Origin of the sequence: Robiginitalea myxolifaciens (genome assembly GCF_900115205.1) — a bacterium.
Taxonomy (GTDB): domain Bacteria; phylum Bacteroidota; class Bacteroidia; order Flavobacteriales; family Flavobacteriaceae; genus Robiginitalea; species Robiginitalea myxolifaciens.
Map to the genome: position 1 here is coordinate 387,134 of NZ_FOYQ01000001.1, position 25,077 is coordinate 412,210.

Annotated in this window: 27 protein-coding genes; 20 read left to right on the forward strand and 7 right to left on the reverse strand. The window is 49.0% G+C overall.

Features of this window, described 5'->3' with window-relative positions; all coding sequences use genetic code 11:
- The first annotated feature begins 96 nt into the window (after positions 1-96).
- The 11 genes from BM318_RS01660 (at position 97) to BM318_RS01710 (ending at position 10,215) form a co-directional block, all read left to right on the forward strand.
- Positions 97-543, forward strand: coding sequence for a MarR family winged helix-turn-helix transcriptional regulator (locus BM318_RS01660; RefSeq protein ID WP_092980155.1), 447 nt, complete (start codon positions 97-99; stop codon positions 541-543).
- Positions 544-598: 55 nt separating this feature from the next.
- Positions 599-1,258, forward strand: coding sequence for an NAD(P)H-dependent oxidoreductase (locus tag BM318_RS01665; protein ID WP_092980157.1), 660 nt, complete (start codon positions 599-601; stop codon positions 1,256-1,258).
- A gap of 63 nt (positions 1,259-1,321) precedes the next feature.
- Complete coding sequence (locus BM318_RS01670) at positions 1,322-1,912, forward strand: YceI family protein (protein ID WP_092980159.1); 591 nt, start codon at positions 1,322-1,324, stop codon at positions 1,910-1,912.
- 182 nt (positions 1,913-2,094) lie between these two features.
- Positions 2,095-3,492 (forward strand): anthranilate synthase component I family protein, encoded by a 1,398-nt coding sequence (locus BM318_RS01675; RefSeq protein WP_092980161.1) that lies wholly within the window; start codon positions 2,095-2,097, stop codon positions 3,490-3,492.
- Between the two features lies 1 nt (position 3,493).
- Complete coding sequence (locus BM318_RS01680; RefSeq protein WP_092980163.1) at positions 3,494-4,063, forward strand: anthranilate synthase component II; 570 nt, start codon at positions 3,494-3,496, stop codon at positions 4,061-4,063.
- Entirely contained in the window at positions 4,060-5,052 is a 993-nt protein-coding gene (gene trpD, locus BM318_RS01685; protein ID WP_092980165.1) for an anthranilate phosphoribosyltransferase, read from the forward strand. Before BM318_RS01680 ends, trpD begins: the two co-directional genes overlap by 4 nt.
- A gap of 10 nt (positions 5,053-5,062) precedes the next feature.
- Positions 5,063-5,866, forward strand: a complete 804-nt coding sequence (gene trpC, locus BM318_RS01690; RefSeq protein ID WP_092980167.1) for an indole-3-glycerol phosphate synthase TrpC — start codon at positions 5,063-5,065, stop codon at positions 5,864-5,866.
- Positions 5,863-6,600, forward strand: a complete 738-nt coding sequence (locus BM318_RS01695; RefSeq protein ID WP_245759707.1) for a phosphoribosylanthranilate isomerase — start codon at positions 5,863-5,865, stop codon at positions 6,598-6,600. The genes trpC and BM318_RS01695 overlap by 4 nt, the downstream gene beginning before the upstream one ends.
- Positions 6,597-7,787 carry a tryptophan synthase subunit beta gene (gene trpB, locus BM318_RS01700; RefSeq protein ID WP_092980169.1) on the forward strand — a complete coding sequence of 397 codons (1,191 nt, stop codon included), beginning with the start codon at positions 6,597-6,599 and terminating at the stop codon, positions 7,785-7,787. The genes BM318_RS01695 and trpB overlap by 4 nt, the downstream gene beginning before the upstream one ends.
- Before the next feature lie 19 nt (positions 7,788-7,806).
- Positions 7,807-8,592: a tryptophan synthase subunit alpha gene (gene trpA, locus BM318_RS01705; protein ID WP_245759708.1), complete on the forward strand. Its 786-nt coding sequence runs from the start codon at positions 7,807-7,809 to the stop codon at positions 8,590-8,592.
- A gap of 24 nt (positions 8,593-8,616) precedes the next feature.
- Positions 8,617-10,215, forward strand: coding sequence for a M20/M25/M40 family metallo-hydrolase (locus BM318_RS01710; RefSeq protein WP_092980171.1), 1,599 nt, complete (start codon positions 8,617-8,619; stop codon positions 10,213-10,215).
- A 35-nt stretch (positions 10,216-10,250) separates the two neighbouring features.
- On the opposite strand, the gene BM318_RS01715 is transcribed toward BM318_RS01710, so the two are convergent.
- Together BM318_RS01715 and BM318_RS01720 are read right to left on the reverse strand one after the other, a co-directional pair.
- A complete protein-coding gene (locus BM318_RS01715) occupies positions 10,251-12,797 on the reverse strand; it encodes a phosphoenolpyruvate carboxylase (protein ID WP_092980173.1) in 2,547 nt (848 codons plus the stop codon).
- Positions 12,798-12,975: 178 nt separating this feature from the next.
- Entirely contained in the window at positions 12,976-13,659 is a 684-nt protein-coding gene (locus tag BM318_RS01720) for a uracil-DNA glycosylase family protein (RefSeq protein ID WP_092982021.1), read from the reverse strand.
- A gap of 80 nt (positions 13,660-13,739) precedes the next feature.
- Here BM318_RS01720 and BM318_RS01725 point away from each other — a divergent pair, with 80 nt between their 5' ends.
- The gene (locus tag BM318_RS01725) at positions 13,740-13,868 is read left to right on the forward strand and encodes a 30S ribosomal protein THX (RefSeq protein ID WP_092980175.1); all 129 of its coding nucleotides are present in this window, start codon (positions 13,740-13,742) and stop codon (positions 13,866-13,868) included.
- Positions 13,869-13,908: 40 nt separating this feature from the next.
- Here BM318_RS01725 and yaaA read toward each other — a convergent pair whose 3' ends face one another.
- The 3 genes from yaaA to BM318_RS01740 form a co-directional block, all read right to left on the reverse strand.
- Complete coding sequence (yaaA, locus tag BM318_RS01730) at positions 13,909-14,670, reverse strand: peroxide stress protein YaaA (RefSeq protein ID WP_092980177.1); 762 nt, start codon at positions 14,668-14,670, stop codon at positions 13,909-13,911.
- Between the two features lie 109 nt (positions 14,671-14,779).
- Entirely contained in the window at positions 14,780-15,823 is a 1,044-nt protein-coding gene (locus BM318_RS01735) for an RluA family pseudouridine synthase (RefSeq protein WP_092980179.1), read from the reverse strand.
- Positions 15,823-16,413 carry a PASTA domain-containing protein gene (locus BM318_RS01740; protein WP_092980181.1) on the reverse strand — a complete coding sequence of 197 codons (591 nt, stop codon included), beginning with the start codon at positions 16,411-16,413 and terminating at the stop codon, positions 15,823-15,825. The genes BM318_RS01735 and BM318_RS01740 overlap by 1 nt, the downstream gene beginning before the upstream one ends.
- Before the next feature lie 93 nt (positions 16,414-16,506).
- Between BM318_RS01740 and BM318_RS01745 the strand changes: the two genes are divergently transcribed.
- The 5 genes from BM318_RS01745 to BM318_RS01765 all read left to right on the forward strand — a co-directional run bounded on the left by BM318_RS01745 (position 16,507) and on the right by BM318_RS01765 (position 22,188).
- Positions 16,507-17,493: a D-alanine--D-alanine ligase gene (locus BM318_RS01745; protein WP_092980183.1), complete on the forward strand. Its 987-nt coding sequence runs from the start codon at positions 16,507-16,509 to the stop codon at positions 17,491-17,493.
- Positions 17,494-17,506: 13 nt separating this feature from the next.
- Positions 17,507-17,959: a pantetheine-phosphate adenylyltransferase gene (gene coaD, locus BM318_RS01750; protein WP_092980185.1), complete on the forward strand. Its 453-nt coding sequence runs from the start codon at positions 17,507-17,509 to the stop codon at positions 17,957-17,959.
- Positions 17,960-18,141: 182 nt separating this feature from the next.
- Positions 18,142-19,989, forward strand: coding sequence for a PAS domain-containing sensor histidine kinase (locus tag BM318_RS01755; protein WP_092980187.1), 1,848 nt, complete (start codon positions 18,142-18,144; stop codon positions 19,987-19,989).
- A complete protein-coding gene (locus BM318_RS01760; RefSeq protein ID WP_092980188.1) occupies positions 19,982-20,389 on the forward strand; it encodes a response regulator in 408 nt (135 codons plus the stop codon). The genes BM318_RS01755 and BM318_RS01760 overlap by 8 nt, the downstream gene beginning before the upstream one ends.
- A 47-nt stretch (positions 20,390-20,436) precedes the next feature.
- Positions 20,437-22,188, forward strand: a complete 1,752-nt coding sequence (locus BM318_RS01765) for a M14 family metallopeptidase (protein WP_092980189.1) — start codon at positions 20,437-20,439, stop codon at positions 22,186-22,188.
- Positions 22,189-22,202: 14 nt separating this feature from the next.
- Here BM318_RS01765 and BM318_RS01770 read toward each other — a convergent pair whose 3' ends face one another.
- The gene (locus tag BM318_RS01770; RefSeq protein WP_092980190.1) at positions 22,203-22,817 is read right to left on the reverse strand and encodes an NUDIX hydrolase; all 615 of its coding nucleotides are present in this window, start codon (positions 22,815-22,817) and stop codon (positions 22,203-22,205) included.
- Between the two features lie 7 nt (positions 22,818-22,824).
- Here BM318_RS01770 and pyrE point away from each other — a divergent pair, with 7 nt between their 5' ends.
- Both pyrE and BM318_RS01780 read left to right on the forward strand, forming a co-directional pair.
- Complete coding sequence (pyrE, locus tag BM318_RS01775; RefSeq protein WP_092980191.1) at positions 22,825-23,466, forward strand: orotate phosphoribosyltransferase; 642 nt, start codon at positions 22,825-22,827, stop codon at positions 23,464-23,466.
- A 1-nt stretch (position 23,467) separates the two neighbouring features.
- Positions 23,468-23,860, forward strand: a complete 393-nt coding sequence (locus tag BM318_RS01780) for an orotate phosphoribosyltransferase (protein WP_092980193.1) — start codon at positions 23,468-23,470, stop codon at positions 23,858-23,860.
- Positions 23,861-23,881: 21 nt separating this feature from the next.
- Here BM318_RS01780 and BM318_RS01785 read toward each other — a convergent pair whose 3' ends face one another.
- Positions 23,882-24,610: a biotin--[acetyl-CoA-carboxylase] ligase gene (locus tag BM318_RS01785; protein WP_092980194.1), complete on the reverse strand. Its 729-nt coding sequence runs from the start codon at positions 24,608-24,610 to the stop codon at positions 23,882-23,884.
- Positions 24,611-24,698: 88 nt separating this feature from the next.
- Between BM318_RS01785 and rsfS the strand changes: the two genes are divergently transcribed.
- Positions 24,699-25,076, forward strand: coding sequence for a ribosome silencing factor (rsfS, locus tag BM318_RS01790; protein WP_092980195.1), 378 nt, complete (start codon positions 24,699-24,701; stop codon positions 25,074-25,076).
- The last annotated feature ends 1 nt before the right edge of the window (position 25,077 follow it).

Here is a 25,077-nt window from a genome sequence, read left to right on the forward strand (position 1 = left end):
AATATCCCTTTAAGAGTTTTAACAAAAGTTTATCTTCTAGATATTAGGACGGTTTGATTTTGTCTTTACATTTGTATATACAATTATTGTAAAAACATGAATGTAGAGGAAGTTATCAAATCCGGAGTAATGCTCCCCCCTGACCGGAGGACGATTATTCATTTACTACTGGTTGGTAATCGAATCAACGATGCGCTGAGTCAATCCCTCAAACCTTTTGGTGTTTCCCTGCAACAATTCAATGTATTGCGGATCTTAAGAGGTCAAAAGGGGGAACCGGCGAATCTGAGCACGCTGAACGAGCGCATGGTACATAAAATGAGCAATACAACCCGACTGGTCGATAAACTAATCAGTCGCGGGTTTGTAGATCGTCAGGTTTGCCCTTCGAACCGTCGCAAGGTGGAAATTACAATCACCACAGCAGGAGAAAAGGCACTGACCCAAATGGACCAGGCAATCGATCAGACACAATCCGAACTAACCCGGGATTTTGATGACGAAATGCTGGCAACCCTAAACGAGCTGCTCGATAAATTCTGACGTTGACATTCACACTGAAAGTATTCCAATAACCCTAGAAAAGAACTACCATAAAATGATTACTACAAAAGAAAAAGCGATTAACGCTTCCCTGATCGAAGACCTTAACTGGCGCTATGCCACCAAGAAATTTGACGCTGAGAAAAAGGTATCGGATGCAGATTTAAAAACCCTGCTCGATGTGCTTCAGCTGAGTCCATCTTCCTATGGCCTGCAACCCTATCACTTCTTTGTGATTACCGACCCTGAACTGCGCGCTAAAATTCGTCCGATAAGCTGGGACCAATCGCAAGTTACCGACAGTTCTCATTTGATCGTTTTTACGCATCAGACCGACTTCGGGCCCGAATTAATCGACTCTTACCTCGAGCATGTCGCGGAGCAACGAAACCTGAATACTGAAGCGCTGCAGGGGTATGGCGATTTCATGAAAAGCAAATTGCTGGAACTCCCTGCAGATCAAAAAGCAAACTGGACAGCACGGCAGGCATATATCGCCTTTGGCAACCTGATGAATGCCGCTGCCCAGATGCACATCGATATATGCCCAATGGAAGGATTTGATGTCCAGGCGTTAAACCAAATTCTCGGCCTGGATTCTAAGAACGTATCGGCTGTAGCCATGGCTGCAGTGGGATATCGCTCTGAAGAAGACCAAACCCAACACCAGGCGAAAGTGCGTCGCCCGGAAAACGAATTATTCACGTGGCTTTAAGTCACTCCCTATATAACACGATTACTAAAACAATTCATTCACATTAATTACTTCAAAAACACCATGAAAAAACAAGTTGCATTTTTAGCCCTGGCCCTGGCGTTCAGCACAGCTGCCCAAGCCACAGAGCCTATTGAAAAAGAAACCAAAACGGTAAACGCAGAAAAAAGCACCGTTACCTGGAAAGCTTACAAAGTAACCGGATCACACACAGGAACCGTAGACCTGAATTCCGGAGCCCTGATGTTCGAGGATGGTGCCCTGGTAGGTGGGGAATTTTCCGTGAATATGACCACCTTAACAGCCACTGACCTGGAAGGAGACAGCCGTGCCAAATTGGTAGGCCACCTGAAGTCTGACGACTTCTTTTCAGTAGAGAAGTACAACGAGTCTACCCTGGTTTTCACTGGGATTAAGTCCACAGGTAAAAACTCATACGAGGTAACCGGAGATCTGACCATCAAAGGGATTACAAAACCTGTGACTTTTGACCTGAGCGTATATGGAAGTAAAGCTACTGCAACCCTTAAGGTAGACCGTGCAGCGTACGATGTGCGTTACGGGTCCGGAAGCTTCTTTGACAATCTCGGAGACAAAACTATCTACGATGAGTTTGACCTGGTTGTAGATCTGGAGTGGGATCCTGCAAGTTAAGTTTGCAAACTCAATTTTCCTTTCTATATTTGAATCGAAATGAGAAACAATATGGTACATAACTGGTGGTGGTCCCTGAAGAGCGAAAATTCGTGACTTGAGACCCTCCTGTTTGTATCTTATATAATAAAAGGCTTGTCTGTCACGACAGGCCTTTTTTAATTGCCATCAATAATAAAACCATGGCTTACCCACTGAAGACATTTTATAAAAAAATACTGGCGGATACCATCACGCCGGTAAGTGTCTACCTGAAAATCCGGGATCAGTTTCCCGGGAGTATTCTGCTGGAAAGTAGCGATTACCACGCCAACGATAATTCCTTCTCGTATATCTGCTGTAATCCCATCGCCAGCATCAAGGTTCAGAATCAGGAGTTGCATACCGTTTACCCGGATGGAACCACCAGCAGCAAACCCATAGATGCCAAGGTAAATGTTCCTTCAGAGATCCACCGATTTGCCGGCCAGTTTGAGTCTGAGGACCACGATTTCAAGTTTATAACCAACGGGTTATTCGGATATATGGCCTATGATGCTGTCCGCTATTTTGAGGACATTCAGATTGGCCAAAAACCCAATTCCCCTGAGATTCCCGAAATCTACTATGCCGTATACCAGAATGTGATCGCAATCGATCATTTTAAGAACGAAGCGTATCTCTTTGCCCATAGTTTCAGCGGGGAAAATAATATTGAGCGCCTGGAGCAGTTGCTCTCGGTGCAAACTTTCGCTTCCTATCGGTTCCGGAAAGTGGGCGAAACCCAGAGTAACCTGGAAGATGAAGACTACCTGGAGCATGTGGCCAGGGCCAAAAAGCACTGTGCCCGGGGTGATGTCTTCCAGCTGGTACTCTCGCGCCGATTCAATCAGGAATTTAAGGGGGATGAATTTAATGTGTATCGAGCCCTTCGTTCGATTAACCCCTCCCCTTACCTATTCTATTTTGACTACGGGGATTTTAAAATTTTTGGAAGTTCGCCTGAAGCGCAATTGGTTGTTAAGAACGGTAAGGCCGAAATCCATCCCATCGCAGGAACCTTTCGCCGGACCGGCAACGATGAAGAGGATGCCCAGCTTGCCCTTAAACTGGCTGCCGATGAAAAGGAAAACAGCGAACATGTCATGCTCGTAGACCTTGCGCGCAATGACCTGAGCCGCAATGGAAATACGGTTCAGGTGGAAACCTACCGGGAGGTGCAATACTTCTCGCATGTTATCCACCTGGTATCCAAGGTTACCGGACAAAAGAAAGGGGATATTCCTACCATGAATGTGGTAGCGGATACCTTCCCTGCAGGAACCTTAAGCGGAGCACCAAAGCATCGGGCCATGCAGCTTATCGAAGACTACGAAACCACCAGTCGGACTTTTTATGGCGGGGCCATTGGTTTTATGGCCTTCGACGGGGATTTCAACCACGCCATCATGATTCGAACCTTCCTGAGCCGGAATCACCAGCTCTACTATCAGGCCGGCGCCGGCCTAGTTGCGGCCTCGGATCCGAAGGCCGAATTGCAGGAGACGTACAACAAACTGGGAGCGCTCAACCAGGCCCTCGAAATCGCAGAAACGCTTTGATATGGAACCGGTACTGGTAATAGACAATTACGACAGTTTCACTTTTAACCTGGTCCATTACCTGGAGGACCTTGACCGTGAAGTAGTCGTTTATCGCAACGATAAAATTAGCCTGGAAGAAGTCGGGAAGTATTCCCATATCCTGCTTTCCCCTGGCCCGGGAATCCCCGATGAAGCCGGACTCCTGAAAGCCATCATTGAGCGCTACGGACCCGAAAAGAGAATCTTCGGGGTTTGTTTGGGGCAACAGGCGATTGGGGAAGTTTACGGAGGAAAACTCATAAACCTGCACAAGGTCTACCACGGCGTAGCCACCCCGATTACCCTGACAGAGGACGACTATATTTTCGAGGGACTCGATAAGCAGATTACTGTGGGCAGGTACCACAGTTGGGTGGTCGACTCAGATTTACCAGACGAACTGGAAGCCCTGGCCGTTGATGAGGCCGGACAATTGATGGCACTGCGTCATCGGGATTACGATATTCGCGCCGTGCAATTCCACCCGGAATCCGTATTGACCCCAGAGGGGAAAAAAATGCTGTCTAACTGGTTAAATCACAAGCCTTGAAAGAAACACTAAACGCCTTAATTGAACACCGGGTACTCAGCCGGGAACAAGCCCGGGAAGTCCTTATCGGTATTGCAGGCGGTGCCTATAATCAAAGTCAGATTGCGGCTTTCCTGACCGTTTACATGATGCGGAGCATTACCACTGAAGAACTGGAAGGCTTTCGGGATGCCTTGCTAGAATTGTGCAAAGCAGTAGACCTAAATGGTGGGGAAGTCATTGACCTGTGCGGAACGGGCGGGGATGGAAAAAACACCTTCAATATTTCCACCCTGGCTTCCTTTGTTACCGCAGGCGCAGGGATACCAGTTGCCAAGCACGGGAATTACGGAGTGAGCTCGCATTGCGGTAGTAGCAATGTGCTGGAATTCCTCGGGGTAAAATTCAGCGATGATGCGGACTTTCTCAATCGCTGTATCGATAAAGCCGGAATAAGCATCCTGCACGCTCCCCTCTTTCACCCGGCCATGAAAAACGTGGCCCCGATACGCCGGGAACTGGGGGTAAAAACCTTCTTTAATATGCTGGGGCCAATGGTTAATCCCGCCTTTCCTAAATATCAAATGGTCGGGGTCTTTAATCTGGAGCTGGCCCGGATTTACGGCTACCTCTATCAGAACACGGATAAGACCTACAGCATCCTCCACGCCCTGGACGGCTATGACGAAATTTCCCTCACGGGCAAGGCTAAGCGGATCAGCAATCAAGAGGAAGCTACGCTATCGCCTGAAGATTTTGGCCTGGAAGCGCTTAGTCCGGAGGCAATCGGAGGCGGAGAAAGTATCGAAGAGGCAGCGGGAATTTTCCTCAAGGTGCTGCAAGGCCGGGGAACTGCTGCGCAGGAGGCGGTTGTTTGCGCCAATGCCGGGGTAGCGATTGCTACCGCAAGGAATGTAAGCCCGAAAGCGGGTTATGAAATGGCTGTTGAATCCCTGAAAAGCGGGGCTGGCCTGGACCGGTTGCGAACCCTGCAGGAATTAAGTAGGTAAACCCGGAATTATGAGTGCTACATCTGCTACCAATATACTCGATCGCATTGCCGCCCATAAAAAGGTGGAAGTTGCCTTAAAAAAAGAGGTGCTTCCGGCAGCTCAACTGCGTGAGTTTCCATTGTTTTCCCGGGAAACCACTTCCATGGCAGATTCCCTCAGGAAGCGACCTTTTGGGATTATCGCAGAACACAAAAGGCGGTCTCCTTCCCGAGCCGCCATCAACCTGAATGTAGCCCTGCCCGATGTGGTGCGGGGATATACGCAGGCAGGTGCGGGAGGAATCTCGGTACTTACCGACGGCACCTTCTTCGGTGGCTCCCTGGACGACCTGCTTCAGGCGCGCGCCTGTACGGAACTCCCTTTACTGCGTAAGGAATTTATCCTGGATCCCTACCAGCTCCTGGAAGCCAAAGCCTATGGTGCCGATGCCATCCTGCTGATCGCAGCCATGCTGGACAGTAAGACGCTTGGGTATCTGGCCACTGAAGCCCGTGAGTTGGGAATGGAAGTATTATTAGAGGTACACTCGGCGGAAGAATGGGAGGCATGCCCTTCCGGGGCCGCCGATCTGGTAGGCGTCAATAACCGGAATCTGAAGACCTTTGAGGTTAGCCTGGACACGAGCAGGGAGCTGGCCGCAAGAATCCCGGATACCCTGGTGCGCGTCTCCGAAAGCGGCCTGGCCCAGCCCGCTGACCTGCGCGAGTTAAAAGAACTCGGGTACGATGGATTTCTGATTGGGGAAACTTTTATGAAAGAGCCTGAACCGGGTTTGGCCCTGGAAGCATTTCTAAAAAACTGTTCTACTTGAATTCGGAAAAAACACATAAGACCACCCGAACTGAAACCCTTAAGATCAAGGTATGCGGGATGAAACACAATCCGGATGCTGTGGCCGCTTTACACCCGGAATATCTTGGCTTTATCTTTTGGGACGGTTCGTCCCGTTTTGTGGGTTCCCCGGAAAATTTGTTGGAGCATCCCGGGAGTCCGGTTGCTGATCAGGTCCCTGAACTGGTCGGTGTTTTTGTGGACGCCGCACCCGATTATATTTTGAGGATAGTGGATCTTTATGCCCTGGATATGATCCAATTACATGGAGATGAGAGCCCCGAATACTGCCAGCGTCTGAAAGACGAGCTGGAACAACGCCAGGCGAGCAATCCATCGGGAAACCATAAGGTCAAAATCATTAAAGCTTTTGCCGTGGGCAACGCTTTTGACTTTGATAGCCTTACCCCTTTTCTGGGGCCATGCGACTTTTTCCTTTTTGATAGCCGCGGACCACTTCCCGGGGGAAACGGCACCCGCTTTAAGTGGGAATTACTGAAAGACTATCCTTTCGAAAAACCTTTCCTCCTGAGCGGGGGAATCAGTCCGGATAGTCTGACCGATTTAAAAGGCTTTATGAATTCAGAAGCAGCCGCATTTTGTATGGCCATAGATGTGAACAGTGGTTTTGAACTGCGGCCCGGAGAAAAAAACACAGGTGCCTTGCGCGCCTTTATGCATGAAATAAGAAAATCAAATAAACCCTTAGCATGAGTAAGTATCAGGTAGATGCCAACGGCTTTTACGGAGAATTTGGGGGCGCCTTTATCCCCGAAATGCTCTATCCCAATATTGAAGAACTACGTCAGGAATATCGCCAAATCCTGTCTTCTGAAAGCTTCCAGCAGGAATATCAACAATTACTTCGGGACTATGTAGGCCGCCCTACCCCGCTGTATTTTGCTTCCCGATTATCGGAGCACTATGGGGCGCGAATCTACCTGAAACGGGAAGATTTATGCCATACCGGAGCCCATAAAGTCAACAATACCGTAGGCCAGATCCTCCTGGCCAGACACCTCGGTAAAAGCCGGATAATCGCAGAAACCGGGGCGGGTCAGCATGGGGTGGCTACGGCAACTGTCTGCGCCCTGATGGGGATGCCCTGTATTGTATATATGGGGGAAGTGGACATTGCCCGACAGGCACCTAACGTAGCCCGGATGAAAATGCTCGGGGCCGAAGTGCGCCCTGCGCGTTCCGGGAGCCGTACCCTGAAGGATGCGACCAACGAGGCCATTCGGGATTGGATCAACAATCCTGAGGATACTCATTATATTATCGGATCGGTCGTAGGACCTCACCCGTATCCCGATTTGGTAGCCCGCCTCCAGGCGATTATCTCTGAGGAAATTAAAGAACAACTTCTCGCTGCCGAAGGCACGGAAGACCCGGATGTACTCGTCGCTTGTGTTGGAGGTGGAAGCAACGCGGCTGGAACCTATTACCATTACCTGGATCGTGAGCATGTGGAAATTATTGCTGCCGAGGCTGCAGGCCTTGGGGTGGACACCGGCGAGAGTGCAGCAACCTCTGCACTTGGAAAAATGGGCATAATCCACGCCAGCAAAACGCTACTGATGCAAACCGATGATGGGCAAATTACAGAGCCCTATTCCATTTCTGCCGGATTGGATTACCCCGGAGTAGGACCCTTACACGCCCACCTCTTTAAGTCTGGACGCGCTAAATTTGTCCCGGTTACGGACGCCGAGGCCATGGAGGCCGGGCAGGAACTCGCACGTCTGGAAGGGATTATCCCGGCCATAGAGACCGCCCATGGATTTGCTGTTCTGAAGAAGGGTCACATTGCGAAGGATTCCCTGGCTGTGATCAACCTCAGTGGACGGGGAGATAAAGATCTGCAGACCTACATGGATTATTTTAAACTCAGCGAATAGGCAAACGATTAATTGCAGTATGAAAGCACAGCACATGACCATGACCGACCGTCTGGAAAAGACACTTTCAAAGCCGGGGAAATTGCTCTCCATCTACTTTACAGCGGGTTATCCCGCGGTGGAGGACACCGTTCCGATCATTAAGAAACTGGAGGAAGCGGGAGCCGATATGGTAGAGATCGGATTACCCTTCAGCGATCCCCTCGCCGATGGACCCGTGATCCAGGAAAGTTCTACCCATGCCTTAAGAAATGGGATGACAACCCGTAAGCTTTTTGATCAAATCAGGGATATCCGCCAGCAGGTAAGCCTGCCACTGGTTATCATGGGGTATTTCAACCCTATCCTGCAATTTGGCGTGGAAGCCTTTTGCGCGGCATGCGCTGAATCGGGTATCGATGGGCTAATCCTCCCGGACCTGCCCCTGGATGTCTATGAGCGGGACTACAAGGAAATTATGGAAGCCCATGGTTTATCGGTAATCTTCTTGATTACTCCCCAGACTTCCGATGAGCGAATACGACAAATCGACTCAGCTTCAACAAGCTTTATTTATATGGTTAGTTCGGCCAGTACCACCGGGGTGCAGTCCGAATTTGGCAAGGGCCGGGACGCCTATTTCAAACGGATTGCCGACCTGGATTTGAAGCATCCCCAATTGGTTGGATTCGGGATAAGCGATGCGGCCAGTTTCCAGCGGGCAACCACCTATGCCAAAGGAGCCATAATCGGTTCTGGTTTTATTCGGATGCTTACCGAAAAAGGTACCGGGGGTATTGAAGCATATATCAAAGGAATACTTTAATTTAAGCCTCCAAATTTCCGGTTTATGAAAAATCCTTTAGCCAACTATCTGTCCGCTTCCTCCCGCCTGAATCCTTTATCCGCTTGCTGCGTGATACTGACCTTGCTGTTCAGCAGCACCGGCTTGGCGCAGGAAACCGTAAATACCCTTGAGCAAAGTCCGCAGCCTTCCCAGGCCATTGAATCGGCTACCCTCAAGGCCCAGGTGCGACATACCATTGATGAGCTGGTGAATTTCATTGCCATCCCCAATGATGCGCTGATCCACGCCGACATTAACCGGAACCTCAACTGGCTAACGGATAAGTTCGGGGCACGGGGCTTTAACACGGCAATTCTCCCTACTGAGGAAGAATCCCTGTTTTTTGCCACCCTTCCCAATGAAGAAAACAAGCCCACTTTGCTGCTTTACATGCACTTCGACGGGCAATCTGTTGACCCAAGCAAATGGGATCAGGCCGACCCCTACCGGGTTGTTCTGAAATCTGAGGCAGAAGACGGGAGTTTCCAGGTACGAGATATGTCTGAACTCAACGACGATATCCCTTACGACTGGCGGCTTTTCGGCCGATCCTTATCCGATGATAAGGGACCCATTGTCATGCTCCTGAACACCATAGACCTGATAAAAAAACAAGGAGCATCCATTCCTTTTAATATCAAAGTAATCCTGGATGGGCAGGAGGAAAAGGGAAGCAAGCCGCTGCCCGCAGCTGTTGAGACCTATAAAGAACTCCTGGAAGCAGATTACCTGGTCATTGCCGATGGACCAGTACACTATTCCGGTTTGCCCACCATCGTATACGGTTGCCGCGGGATTACCACGATTAGCCTCACCACTTTTGGTCCTATCCGGCCGCAACACAGTGGTCACTACGGGAATTACGCCCCGAATCCGGGATTCCGCCTGACCCAGTTACTGGCTGGGATGAAGGACGAACAGGGCCGGGTACTGATCCCCGGGTACTACGACGGCATTACCCTGGACGATGCCACCCAGGAAATTTTACGTTCCGTCCCCGATGAAACCGAACGGATAAATGGGGATCTCCAGATAAAACAGGCCGAGGCCGTTGGTGGTTTCTATCAGGAAGCTTTGCAATATCCATCCCTGAACCTGCGGGGAATTTCGTCTGGTTGGACCGGACCGGAAGCGAGAACCATTGTACCGGCAACCGCTACCGCAGAAATTGATATCCGCCTGGTTCCGGAATCAGACGGGGACCGGCTTAAGGGCCTGGTGAAGCAGTACATCGAATCCCAGGGCTATCGCATTACTACGGAAGTTCCCACCGCAGCGATGCGCGCCGAACACGATCGTTGGTTATTATGGGATGAGCGCGGGGTAACCAATGCCTTCCGAACGCCGCTCGACGACCCTTTCGGAGAGCATCTCGTAACCGTCCTGAAAACTACCTTTGGCCAGGATCCAGTACAGATTCGCATTGCCGGAGGAACCGTTCCAATTGCACCCTTTGTCAACGCCCTGGATATTCCGGCTTTTCTGGTGCCCATGGTTAACCCTGACAACAACCAGCACAGTCCGAACGAGAACCTGAAAATCGGGCAGATTGCCTACGGCTTGCAGGCTTTTTACGCCATGCTCACCACCCCCCTGGACTAATAAGCTGCCTGGGGATTACGATGCAAACCTGTCGTTTAAGCAGAATTTCGGCTTGCGTTGATGTTCCCGTAGAGCGAACGGGTAACGATCTTGCGGTAAAGCTGTGACTCCTCGTCTTTAGCGGCCACCCGTTGTAGGGCATATTGCTGAATGACCAGTAAAGGCAGCACAATACTCTCCCGGATGCGGATCGATTCCCGGCTCACGGTTTCGTTCTCCATCAACACTTTGGCCCCGGAAATTTGCAGGAGCATTTTCTTGGAGAGCTCGTATTCCCGGTGCAGAATCTTCCAGAAATCTCCAAACTCTTCATCCTCCTCCATATAGCGGGTCAATTCAAAGTAGCACTTCTTCAGGGACATCATACTATTGAGCATCAAGGCCTGGAAGAAGGGTACTTCCTTATATAATTTCTTCAATTCCCTCAGGCGACCGGCATCTTTAAGCGTTTGCAGCGCTGTCCCTATCCCGAAATAACCCGGGACATTTTGCTTGAGCTGACTCCATGATCCTACAAAAGAAATCGCCCGCAGGTCCGAAAACTCCAGCTTTGCCTTATTGCCCCGCTTGCCCGGACGGCTGCCAATATTGGCATTGGAGTAGTACTGCAAGGTACTGCGATGCTCCAGGTAGGGCAGGAATTTCGGGTGCTGCTTCAGGGCGTCATATTTCGCAAAACTCAGTTCCGACAGCTCTTCGATCAGTGCGCGTTGCTCCGTGGTAATGGTGTTCTCCTTGCCAAAGATGGTGTTGGAAAGTCCCGCTGTAAGCAATTGTTCGCTATTGTGCATAAAGAGTTCCCGGGATCCGTAAGTACTGGTAATGGTCTGCCCCTGAATAGTTAACTGAATCTCGTGATTGGCAATATCCCTAGTCTGAGCGGCATAGAACCGGTGGGTCTTACCTCCACCACGCGCCGGTGGGCCGCCGCGACCGTCGAAGAAAATGGCTTTGATCTTATTGCGCTTACAAACCTTGGACAGGGTTTCTTTTGTTTTCAAAATGGACCAGTTTGCCTTGAGGTACCCACCATCCTTGGTTCCATCCGAAAATCCCAGCATAATGGTATGCTCCTCCCCGCGTTGGGTCAGGTGCTCCCGGTATTGCGGTAAGTCAAAAAGGGTTTGCATTACGCCTTCGGCGGCCTCCATCCCCTTCATGGTTTCAAAGAGCGGCACAATATCAAAGGTGATCTCTTTTTTGTCCCAGCCACACCATCGGAATAACCCAAATACAAAGAGTACGGCAAAAATATCCTCCGAATTACTGATGATATAGCGATTACAGCCCTCTTCCCCATTACTCTTCTGGATATCCTCCAACTGGTAAATATTGGCGACCGTCTCCCGCAATACGGTATCCTCAAATAAATCCGGGGTAACTTCCGGGGTTTCTTCGAGCAACCAGCGCACGAGTTCTGCTTCGGATAATTCCTCCAGGGATTGCTTAATCACGCCAGCGTTGATCAATATGGTTTCCACAATGGCCTTGTGTTTGCGGTGGTCCTGGCGAATATCCAGGGCCGCAAAGTGGGTGCGGAATACCCGGACCTTATCGATAAATTGATCAAAATCCTTGAGGTACAGGCTGAAATAATCTTCAACCAGAATTTCCCGAATCTCCATAAGGGCAGCCATAATGGATTCGTAGCTCAGTATCTGGCTCTTGTCGAACATGGCCGTATATAGCAGCCCGCGCAATTCCCAGATTTTTTCCTGCACGCCGGGGAAAGATATTTTTTTGCCCAACGCCTTGAGGTCATTGTAGTAGCACTTCATAAGGGTTGTGCGCAATTCGTCGGCTACATCCCGGGTAATCCCTGCGGTGACATATGGGTTACCATCCCGGTCTCCCCCAGGCCAAAACCCGATTTTAATGATGTCCGGATTGTTGTAATTCGGATTCCCCACACTGCCTTTGATATAAGCATAGAGGTCTCCAACCGCCTGATAATAAACGTGCCTTAAGGTGTAGATAATGTTTTTGGCTTCATCCAGCGGGGTCGGCTTTTTACGGTTAATCAGGGAGGTAAGTCCCAACTGCTGAATGGTCACATCGATCTCGTCGATCTTATCCTCCAGAATTAGATTGCGCAGGTCTGCGATGATATCCAGGACTGCCGGGGTATAAAATTGGGTGGGGTGGGCCGTAAGCACAATACGCGCACTGAAGGTATCCAACTTCTTGCTCACCTTATCCCATCGCCTATTTTTCTTGGCCAGTTGGAAATAGTCCCGGATGGAAAGCGATTCGGTGTGTTCGTGAAGCTTTGGAAATGCCGCATCTTCTACGGCATCATATAGGACAACCTGTCGTTCTACATACTGAACAATCCGAAACATGAGGTCAATCCGGTCCCGATGGCTATTAACGGTGGTGAAATTCGTGAAAAATTCATCGAGGATTTCCTGTGGATTCTTACCGGAATCCAGCCCCCGCACACACTGTTGATAGAGTAAGGGAATCAGGATCCCCACATTTTCGCCTTCGGCATAGGGCAGGTTCAGGAATAAGCTGTTATAGACATTGAATTTATTGCGAACGGATCGCTTAAACTCCTTTAATCTTTCGGTTTGACTCATGTAGCATTCTCGTTAATTAGGATAACCCCTGTAAATCCTTGCCCGGTCCGGGCCAGTGGAAACCCCCGTAAAGTTCTGATGGGAGCTCCTATTCTCAAAGGATTCCCACACCCTTAACAAAATAAGGCCGGATCGATTTAAAAACAACAATTCTTCAGGGAAATATGACGGTTTCCCCCTAGAAAAAGGGGCGATATTGTTCCAGGCGGAAATCCAGGGTGTTGTAGTTCTTGTCCAGGGCCTTTCGCGCCTTGTATTCAGGCATACTGCCAATCGCCCGGTTGGCGGAGCCCGATGGGGCCGTCAGGGAAACCGTTCTGATTTTCCTTGTCTCGGTTTTTAAATTCTTGGAGGACGCAGGGGAAAGTTCAAATTCATGGATTCGAGGCACCAGATCCGAAAGACAATTTATAGCAAGTCCTTTAGTTCGCAGTAACCGTCGAAACAAGTATTCCGGTCCGTTTTTGCTGGCTCCTCCTGTGAAAATCAATAATTCCACTCTGGGGTAGTCGCGAAGTATGTCAAGAAGCGGGCGTAACTGGATATTTTCCATCCCCAGATCTGAAGCATCTATTTTTTTGCGTTCGGCTTCCTCGACGATATCGCAGACGCCAATACCTCTTTCATTCAGAAAGGATTGGCGTTGGGCTATGGCAGCTGCCGTGGTTTCAAATTTGAGATCCAGATCAAACATGCGGTCCAGAATAGGCCACAAAAGGCCATCGCGACTGCCGTAACAGAAATTCACATCCCCGGGAAGCAGATCTCCGGTCGTAAAGCGCGGGGGTGGCAAGGTGCCGACAATGAGCTTTCTAACCCCTTCGAACAGAAAGGGTTGGTAAGGATGTTTATGTCGAAAGATTGGGTTCATATTTGCTGGAATACCCGTTTAAGTTCCCCAAGACCGGCTGATAATTAGTATCTTGAATCAAACTTAAGATTATGGGGAAAGGTGACAAAAAATCCAAACGCGGAAAAATTGCAAACAAGTCGTACGGAGTAAGGCGTCCACGAAAAATCCGCAAGCGAACCCCGGTAGAAGAAAAAATCTCGATCAAGGGTAAATCCTAGAACCGGGCGCACCGGTAGTGCTTATTGATAAAACTTTTGGTTAGCGAATGAATACCGGAGCATTCTCCTTAATGGTGTGCTCCTTGCTGAATTGGTAGCCCTCGTAATCGAATTTTAGTAAATCCTGCGGGTTCTCAGCCCCGGACTCCAGAATAAAACGAACCATTGCACCCCGGGCCTTTTTAGCAAAGAAGCTAATTACCCGCAACTTATCGTTATTCCAATCTTTAAAAACGGGAGTGATAATTTGCGCCTTCAATTTTTTGGCATCCAGGGCACTGAAATACTCCTGGCTTGCCAGGTTTACCAGTAATTCCCCATCTTCCATCTCTTCGTTCAGCGCTTTGGTCAAGTCCTGTTTCCAGAATTCGTACAAATTCTTTTTGCGCCCGATTTTTAAGCTAGTTCCCATTTCCAACCGATACGCCTGCATCAGATCAAAGGGACGCAGCATGCCATAGAGCCCGGAGAGGATGCGCAGTTTGTCCTGCATACGTTCCAGCGATTCGGGTTTCAGGCTAAAAGCGTCCAACCCCTGATAGACATCCCCGTCGAAAGTATAAATAGCCGGGCGCGCATTTTCTTCTGTAAAAGGAAGGTCAAAATCCTGATTGCGTTGCCAGTTGAGTTCTGCAAGATCGGCGGAAATACTCATTAGTTTGGAAAGGGACCTGGGGCTTTTCTTAGCCAGCAGCTTATTGAGGCGTTCTGCCTGTTTTAAGAATCTGGGCTGTGTAACCTCGGCAGCGGGAAATTCCCGATCCATTTCCAGGGACTTAGCTGGGGAAATGACAATCTTCATAGCAATTCTAAAGGGTTTATTCGGTTCGCTTTTTTACCCATCAAAAATACGAAGCATCGGACTTAAAATCCAGCACCTTTCAGTGGTGTTCCCTATAACCGGATCAATATCAGTTATCGAGGCGATGTCGGGCATAATTGCGCCACTTTTCCAGACAGGCTTCCATGTCGGCCGGTACCGGAGCCTCAAAACTGAGCTTCTCACCGCTTTCGGGATGCACAAAGCCCAGGGTTCGGGCGTGTAAGGCTTGTCGCGGAAGTAATTGGAAAGCGTTCTCTACAAATTGCTTGTACTTGGAGTAGGTCGTGCCTTTGAGAATTCGATCCCCCCCGTAGCGTTCATCATTGAATAGCGGATGCCCCAAATATTTCAGGTGAACCCGGATCTGGTGCGTTCTCCCGGTTTCCAATCGGCAGGCCACCAGGGTCACATATCCAAAACGTTCCCTGACTTCATAATGGGTAATGGCTTCCTTGCCCTGATCGCCATCGGGAAAGACCTGCATTTGCAACCGGTTTTTAGGATTGCGACCTATATGCCCTTCAATGGTACCCGCGTCTTCTTTCACGTCTCCCCAAACCAAAGCGAGGTATTCCCGTTCCGAAGTCTTGTCGAAAAATTGTCGGGCCAGGTGGGTCATTGCCTTTTCGGTCTTGGCAATTACGAGTAATCCGGAGGTATCCTTATCTATTCGATGCACCAGGCCAGGCCGTTGATCTGAATTCAAGGGAAGTTTACTGATGTGATGCAAAAGGGCATTGACCAAGGTTCCCGAATAATTGCCATGTCCCGGGTGGACAACCATTCCTGCCGGTTTATTTACTACCAGCAGTGCATTATCCTCGTATACAATATCCAGGGGAATGTCCTCCGGTGTAAGTAAGTATTCATGCGGGGGATGTTCGAACAGGACCCGGACTACATCTCCGGGTTTAACCTTGTAATTTTGTTTAACCACCTCATCGCCAACCCGGATATTTCCCGCCCGGGCAGCCTGTTGAATCTTATTCCGGGTAGCATTCCGGATTTGATTCATTAAATATTTATCTACGCGAAGGGGTTCCTGTCCGGGAGCGGCTTTGAAATTGTAGTGTTCAAAGAGTTCATCACTCTCGGCTTCGTGCGACTCCTGCGACTCCTGCGACTCAGACATCAGTCCTCGGATTCAGCTTTGATCAATGCCTCGGCGGGGATTGTTCCATTCCCGCAAACCAATTCCAGTTTAGACGTTTTGGGCAACTTGTCGCCGGGTGAAATATACTTACCCTGAAACTTTAGCCGATAGACCATATCCTTACCGAGTTCATCGATATAGGATACCCTTTCGATGTCCAGGCCTACCGCTCTGAGCTGGGCCGTAGCATTCCTCCTGGAATCCTGAATAACATCGGGCACGGTAACCTTTTTATAGCCGGAAGGATTTACAGTAACATAAATCTTGCGATTATCCTTTACCTCATTCCCGGCAGGAGGGTCCTGATCTATAATGGAAAAACGGGGATATTCCGGATCGTAATTGGCCGAATCCACAACCTCGTATCGCAATCCGGCTTCTTCTATGGCTTTACGCATATCGGGTACCGAAAGACCCGCCAAATCGGGAACCTTAACGTACTCTCCGTGATCCGTGCTAGAGGATAGCCACTGCAGGGTGGCCAGCGTAATCAATACTATTGCCAGCAAGGCCAGGCCCAAATTAATAAGGAAAACCCGGGATCGTAGAAAGTTGAAAAAACGGCGCATCTGTAAGATCTTGGTCGGACAAATATAGGAAACCCGGGCCTTTTTTAGTTAATTTGACGCTGGCATTTACACCGAATTAACGCCTGAATATCCATGGGTAAAACAAAGCGAATTGCAGTAGTTATGGGCGGTTTCTCCAGCGAATTCGGGATTTCCCTGAAGTCCGGCGAGGTAGTCTATCGCACCCTGGACAGGGAGCGCTACGAGCCCTACCGCATTCAAATCAGGAAGGACGGATGGTTCCTGCTTACCGATTCAAAGGAAGAAATCCCCGTAAATCGGGATAATTTCAGTGTAGTGCTTCAGGGGGAAACACTCCAGTTTGACTGTGTGTTCAATGCCATTCACGGCACCCCTGGTGAAGACGGCTTGCTGCAGGCTTACCTGGAACTTATAGGTATTCCGCAAACCGCTTGTTCCTCCTATCCCGCAGCCCTGACTTTCAATAAGCGGGATTTGCTGAGTGTTGTCAAGTCTTACGGCGTTCCTACCGCGCGATCGTATCGCCTGAACAAAGGACAGCAGGTTAAACCCAAAGAAATCTTTGAACAAGTGGGCCTGCCCTGTTTTGTAAAAGCCAACCGGGCTGGAAGTAGTTTTGGTATCAGTATGGTCAAGGAGGAAGACGCCCTGGAGGCAGCCCTGGAGGTAGCTTTTGCCGAAGACGATCAGGTATTGATTGAGGCGGCTCTGGTGGGCCGGGAAGTATCGGTAGGTGTCATCCGCTATGAGGGGAAGACCCGGGTGCTCCCGATAACGGAAATCATTTCAGAGAACGAATTTTTCGATTATCAGGCCAAATACGAGGGGAAATCACAGGAAATTACCCCGGCAGATCTGGACGGCGAAACGGAAGGAAAGATTCGCGAGTTGGCGGCCCGGATCTACGATTTGCTGGAACTCGATGGCTACAGCCGGAGTGAATTTATCCTGGTGGATGGGACCCCCCATTTGTTAGAGGTAAATACCACCCCGGGACTTACCGAAGCCAGCATCCTCCCCCAGCAGGCCGCAGCCGAAGGGATCGGTTTGGCAGAACTCTTCTCCAGTGCCATAGAAGATGCCCTCGGGAAAAAATAAGTACATTTAACAGATGAAACGCGCAATATTTCCGGGTTCCTTTGATCCCATTACCCTGGGACACTACGATATCATCCAGCGGGGTATTTCCCTCTTCGATGAATTGATTATCGGGATTGGGGAAAATGCCGAGAAGGCGTATATGTTTTCCCTGGAAGATCGGGTGCGTTTTATTGAAGAGGCTTTTGCACATGAACCCAAAATACGGGTCATGCGATACAGTGGCCTAACAGTTGACTTTTGCCGGGAAGTGGACGCGAATTTCATATTACGAGGATTGCGAAATCCCGCAGATTTCGAATTTGAAAAGGCCATTGCCCATACCAATCGCAAGTTGTCGGAAATCGAAACGGTATTTTTACTCACTTCTTCAGGAAAATCCTACATAAGCTCTTCCATTGTCCGGGATGTAATTCGCAACGGTGGCGACTATACCGGGCTGGTTCCCGATACAGTCCGTATATAACTCGGCCTATCGAAATTCCTTTATTTTTGGGCTATTTCCTACACTTTTCACTTACAAGCGCAGTCTTATAGACTCGGAAAACAACGAGCAAAAGTATACTGACAACGGTTGAATCGATTTTCACAACATTAAGCGGGTGTAAGACGTATATACTTCTATTTTTGTAGGAAATGTCTTATTGTATGTTGCACTCTGCCCAACAGGACATCATAAGTTACACCATTCGGCAATTACCGAATCCTACCCTGTTTCTGAATAAGAATCTGGAGGTAGTCTATGCATCGGATTCTCTGATCGAAGCCTTTGACTTAAAAAAGCGCAAAGTGGTGGGGCAGTCGATCCTTGATTTAGCCCCCAATGCACCTAAGCAATGGCTCGAAGTCCTGGGGAACTGCCTCAACGGTGTGCAGGGTCAGAAAGGTATCGATCGATTTATTGGTTCGAATCGGGAAGTCTTCTGGTTTGAGTATATCAATAATCCCTGGTATGATGCCGATGAAAACATCATCGGTATCCTGATTCAGGTTACCGATATCACAGAACGGGTCAATATCGAACTAGAGCACGAGAAAACACAATTGCTTCTTAAATCCAAGTCGGAAATTGCCCGTATCGGTAGCTGGGAATACGATGCAATCAACGACAAATTACATTGGAGCGAGATGACCAGGCTCATCCATGAAGTTCCGGAAGACTTCGAGCCCGACATTGCCAAAGCCGTGGAATTCTACAAGGAGGGGTATTCGCGTAATACCATCTCCCTGGCCGTACACAAAGCCATAGAAAACGGGAAGCCCTGGATTGAAAAGCTTCAATTAATTACCGCCAAAGGGAACGAAGTGTGGGTATTGGCCGCCGGAAAACCCTTATATAAAAATGGACAATACATCGGGCTACTCGGCACCTTTCAGGACATTACCCAACACAGTCTCTCCGAGCAAAAAACCAAAGAGAGTGAGCGGCTCCTGCGCACCGTGGTAGACAGCCTGCCCCTGAATGTTTACATCAAGGATCTGGAATCCAGAAAAATCCTGGTCAATCGTTCCGAAATGGAATATTTAGGAGCGAAAAATGCCGAGGAAGTTCTCGGTAAAACTGACGAAGAATTCATGTCCGATACTTCGGCCCGAATGTCGCGGGAAGAGGACCTGCGCATCCTGACCCATGGAAAAAAATTCCTGAATCAGGAAACCATAGCGGTGAGCAAGGATGGGACACATACCCATTTTCTCACTTCCAAAATCCCACTCCGCGATGCTGAAGACGAAATCTACGGCTTGCTGGGTATTAGCCTGGATATTACCGAACTGAAACAAAAAGAACAGGAACTGCGGGAACTTATCGATGTAACCTCGCAGCAAAACCGGCAGTTATTGAATTTCGCGCATATCGTGTCTCACAACCTGCGTTCCCACGCTTCCAATTTCTCCATGCTGCTCGACCTTATGGATCATGAGACCGATCCCCAGGAATTATCGAGAATTGAAAGTTTGCTCAATGATGCCTCCGAAAATCTCATGGAAACCCTGGAGAACCTCAATGAGGTAGTGACCATCAATTCCGGGCAGCCCGCGGACTCGGTAAAGACCGTAAAACTCTCCCAGGCCTTGAGCAGGGTGCGAAGCAGCCTCGAAGGTTTAATTAAGGACAGCGGGGCACAAATCATTGACGCCATAGATCCCGGGATGACCGTCCAGGGGGTCCCGGCCTACATCGAAAGTATTCTGACCAATTTGCTGAGCAACGCCATTAAATATAAACACCCCGATCGCCAACCCGTAATTCGGGTTATAGGTAGTCGTGAAAACGGTAAAACAGTACTCTCCGTAGCGGACAATGGACAGGGCATTAATTTGGAACGGTACGGGGAGAAACTGTTTGGCATGTATAAAACCTTCCACCAACATCCCGATGCCCGCGGCATTGGATTGTACATCACAAAAAATCAGGTGGAGGCGATGAACGCGCAGATCATGGCATGCAGTGAAGTTGGTGAGGGGACTACTTTTAAAATTTATTTCAGTGCATAATAAGGACTTACTTTGGATCATCGACGATGACCCTATCCTGGTATACGGTATTAAAAAGATGCTTTTATCGGAATTTCCCGAGATGAATATTGAGACTTTCCCAAATGGACAGGAAGCTATCGATGCCTTTCACGAAGCCCTTTCGGGTAAGCAATCCCTTCCCGACCTGCTGCTTCTTGACCTGAATATGCCGATCATGGATGGTTGGCAATTCCTGGAGGAGTTACTGCCTTTGCGCCCGGCCAAGCGACTTAAAATTGATATCCTGACCTCCTCTATAGATCCCGCTGATATGCAGCGCTTTGATCGGATCCAAAAGAAAATATACCACCAGCTCAGCTACCAGAATAAGCCCATGACCAGGGAATCCCTGGTCCGGATGATCGCCGGTACACAGTAATTATTTCAAAGTGCCTTTTCATACCTTTGCTCAAATTTTAGCGAAGGATGAAGCGTTTGATCAGCACCCTGGCCTGCTGTTTGTTACTCCTCTCAGCCTGTGAGGAAAAAGGGCAAAACGAAGCCAAAGATTTCCCTACTCCTTTTGAATTGGGCAATGGAAACCAAACGGCGACCTATTCCGAAGTGCTCGAATTTTACATGAGCCTTGCCCGGGAATTCCCAAGCATCCACTTGCAAACCCTCGGGGAAACCGACAGTGGAGAACCCTTACACCTGGTCACCTATAATCCTGAGGCCGACTTCAATTTCCAGCGGCTCGCTCAAGACAAGACAATCCTGCTTATCCTCAACGGCATCCATCCCGGCGAAAGCGATGGAATCGATGCCAGCATGGCTTTCTTCCGAGATCTCGCCATCGGGGAGGTCAGTATCCCCGATAATCTGGTGGTTACGGCTATCGCCGTGTACAATGTTGGGGGCGCCCTGAATCGAAACAGCGGGACCCGGGCCAATCAGAATGGGCCGGAAAGCCATGGATTTCGCGGGAATGCGCGGAATTACGATTTGAACAGGGATTTTGTAAAAATGGATACCCGAAATGCCCGTTCCTTTACAGAGATTTTTCATCTGGTAAGCCCGGACTTTTTTATCGATACCCACGTCAGTAATGGCGCAGACTATGTTTACACCCTTACGCATCTCTTTACCCAGGCCGATAAGCTAGGGGGTTCCCTGGGTGATTTTCAGGAAACGATAATCCGAAAGCAACTCGAAGACAGCCTTCAAGCCCGGTCCTGGCCGATTACTCCCTATGTCAATGTATTCAACCGTCCGCCAGATGCCGGATTTTCGCAGTTTATGGATTATCCACGCTATTCCACAGGCTTTACTGCCCTATGGAATACCCCGGGTTTGATGGTGGAAACCCATATGCTTAAACCATATCCGGATCGGGTCGAGGGCACTTATATCCTGTTGGAAGAGCTCGCGGGGATCGTTGGCACAAATGGCAATCAACTAAAGACGGTCCGTTCCCAAACTTCAGATTCCCTGAAAACCATTACCCACTATCCGATCAAATGGGCTATTGACAGTACGCAGGTGAGCCTGCTCAATTTTCAGGGTTATGAGGCAGATACGGTAATTAGTGAAATTTCTGGTCTCCCCCGCCTGTCTTACGATCGCAACAGACCCTTTGTCCGGGAAGTTCCTTATTACAATTCCTTTAAAAGTGCAGACTCAGTGCTGATCCCGGAAGCATACATCCTCCCAAAACAATGGCAGGAAGTGCGCAATCGACTCGATCAAAATAAAATTAGTTACCAGCTCCTGGAGCAGGACACTGTTTTAGAGGTTACCCGTTATCGCATCAGCGGGTATCAATCTACCTCCCGACCCTATGAAGGACATTACCTCCACTACAATACGACCACTGAGTCCCGAAAGGATTCCGTGGCTTTGCGGTCAGGAGACCTCTGGATTCCCACAGACCAGCCCGGATTGAGGTACCTATTGGAAACGCTGGAACCCATGGGCACAGATTCCTTCTTCAACTGGAACTTTTTCGATACCGTATTGCAACAGAAAGAGGGATTTTCCCCCTACGTATTCGAAGATACTGCGGCAGCATTAGTAGCCGCTGATCCAAACCTGAGAAGCGCCCTCGATTCAGCCAAAGCTCAGGATCCAACCCTGGCGGAGAGCGGCTACCGACAGTTAGATTGGATATTCAAACGCAGTCGACATTACGAAGCTGCACACATGAGTTATCCGGTCTATCGTGTAGAAAAGAAATAACCCAAACAGCGCTGCTACTGATCTGAATTGAGCAGGTCCCGCTTGGGTTCGAAGAGGATTTTGATATTGATATAGGATTGTTCCAGGGCCTTTTGAATTTTGCGCGGACCTTTCCACTTAACTTTTACAATTCCCTCCTTCTTTTGTCCTTTGAGTTTACCGTCGTAGTTGGTAGTCATGGCATACCAATGGACTTCTTTTAAGCGGAATTCTCCGTTGCGTTTAAAAACGTGATAGGTGGTTCGCAGGAAGTTCTCGATTTTCAGCTTTTTTACCCCCGTTTCTTCTTCTACCTCCCGAATAGCGCACTCTTCAAGGGTTTCCTTTTTCTTGATAACCCCCTTCGGAAGGTCCCATTTTTCATTGCGATAGATAAAAAGCACCTTGCCCTCGGGGTTGGTTACCACACCACCTGCAGCAATAACTTTGGGGATAGTCTCGGAAAATTTATTGAGGATTTCCTCCAGATTGGGGTGATAGATATAGGCCTTTGTCAGTTTTCCTTTCCGGAGGCCCTGAACCGCCTTGAGGACAGATTCCTCGTTCATCATGAAGTATTCCCCGTCCGTGACTTCGACGATCTTATCGGTCAGGATCAGCGGGCGTTCATTGACAAAAACTTCATACATTTACCACATGATTTTAGACGATGAAACCGCGCGAATCACAGCGTCGGTATTGCTGCAAATAAATGCAATAAAATTAAAACCCGAAAATCCATTTACCTGGGCTTCCGGTTGGCAATCTCCCATCTATTGCGATAACAGGATACTACTCTCCTACCCCGAGCACCGAAAGTTCGTTGCCGAGGCACTGGCACATCAAACCGAGGCCCTGTACGGCACCCCGGATCTGATCGTCGGTGTAGCCACAGGAGCCATAGGTGTAGGCCTTCTTACCGCTGAAATACTGGGAGTACCTTTTGCTTACGTAAGGCCCAAGCCCAAAGAGCACGGGAGGCAAAATCAAATTGAAGGCCGGGCAGAAGCGGGACAACGTACAGTCGTTATCGAAGACCTGATCAGCACAGGGATGAGCAGCCTGCGTGCCATAGACGCCCTGCGCGCTGCAGATTTGGATGTCAGGGGTATGCTGGGAATATTCACCTACGGATTCGACAAAAGCGTGCAGGCATTCAAAGATGCAAATCTACAGGTGCACACCCTCAGTAATTACGACCATCTGATTGCCATGGCCGAATCGCGCGGGTATATAAAAAGCGAACAACTAAGAACCTTACGGGATTGGCGTACATCCCCACAAACATGGAAGCCCTGATATGCATATAGAAGCCCCAACAGCCCAGGTGGCCAAGAGCCAAAAGGACACTTTTGAATACCTGTCCGATTTGCGGAATTTTGAAAACCTGATGCCTGAAAGTATCCAGACATTTGAAATTTTGGACGAAGATACCTTCCGCTTTGCCCTGAAAGGCATGCCGGAAATTGTATTGAAAAAGAAGTCTGCAACCCCGCATGAGCAATTAGAGCTCGGTGCCGCCAGCGGTAAACTTCCCTTCACCCTAACGGCGAATATCCGGGAAACCGGTCCGGAGCAGAGTGAGGTTGATCTGGTTTTTCAGGGAGAATTCAACGCCATGATGGCGATGATGGTAAAAGGACCGATTACAAACTTTATCGGTACCCTGAGCACCAACCTGGCGCAGCAGTAAACCGGAGGGGGTCTCAACCCCCTAGTAGCGAAATTTGATCTCCTTCATACCGAAGGATTCCTCCCGGCCATCCTCCATTTTCAGCAGCAATCGCCCCTCGCGATCTACACCGGTTATCTGGCCGGTAAGGATTTCGTCACCTATCTGGAAAGAACCGGTTTGCCCGTATCCAAATAAGTTCTTCAAGTAAGCTTGTCGTAATTCTCGGGTACTTGTGTTTTCCTCTTGCGCAAAGATTGTCGTGAGACTTGCATACAGCCTAAGGAAGACATCGTCCAGGTCATAAACGGTGCCTGTAGTACTTAAAAGGGATCCCGCCTGGGGTAGTCCCGGGAATTCCTCCTGGTTTACATTCAAACCAATCCCGATAATACTGTACAGGATACGGTTGCCTGTCAGGCTATTTTCCGGGAGTATGCCGCATATTTTATGCCTGCCTGACAAGATGTCGTTTGGCCATTTGATACTTAATGCGGGAATATTCAGGGTGCTTAAGGCCTTAATAAGTGCATTGGACACTGACATATTGATCCGAAAATGATCGGTAGCCTCCAGCGCTTTAAACCTCTTTAATATGCTGAATGTCATGTTTTTACCTTTGTCCGTAGTCCACGTGGCACCCCGTTGGCCTTTTCCCTGGGTTTGCTCCAGTGCCCAGACCACCGTTAAATCTGGGAGGGTATCCTGTTGCAACCTTCGCCGAAGCTCTGCGTTGGTGGAATCGATGGCACTGAGTTTGATAAGGTTCATTGGCCGCTTTAAAGATGATAAGTCAATGTTAAAGAGCAGGTCTTAAAAAACAAAAAAATAATAACTTTGTACAAACTAAAACGATTGGATGCAGAAACGGAAAGCTGGCGCAGATGAGCTGATAGCCTTGATTATAGAAGGAATTGAAGAGGTAAAAGGGCTGGATATTAATTTACTCGACCTGCGGGCGATAGACAACACGGTTTGCGACTACTTCGTAATATGTAGCGGCACCTCCAATACCCACGTCAACGCAATCGTGAATTCCGTACAAAAAATCGTTAGTAAAGCTGCTCAGGACAAACCTTGGCATGTAGAGGGTTCTGACAATGCCGAATGGGTATTGATGGACTACGTAAACGTCGTAGTTCACGTTTTCCAGAAACAGGCCAGAGAGTACTACGATATCGAGGGACTTTGGGGAGACGCCAAAGTAACCCTGGTCGAGAGCAGCTATAATTCTTAAC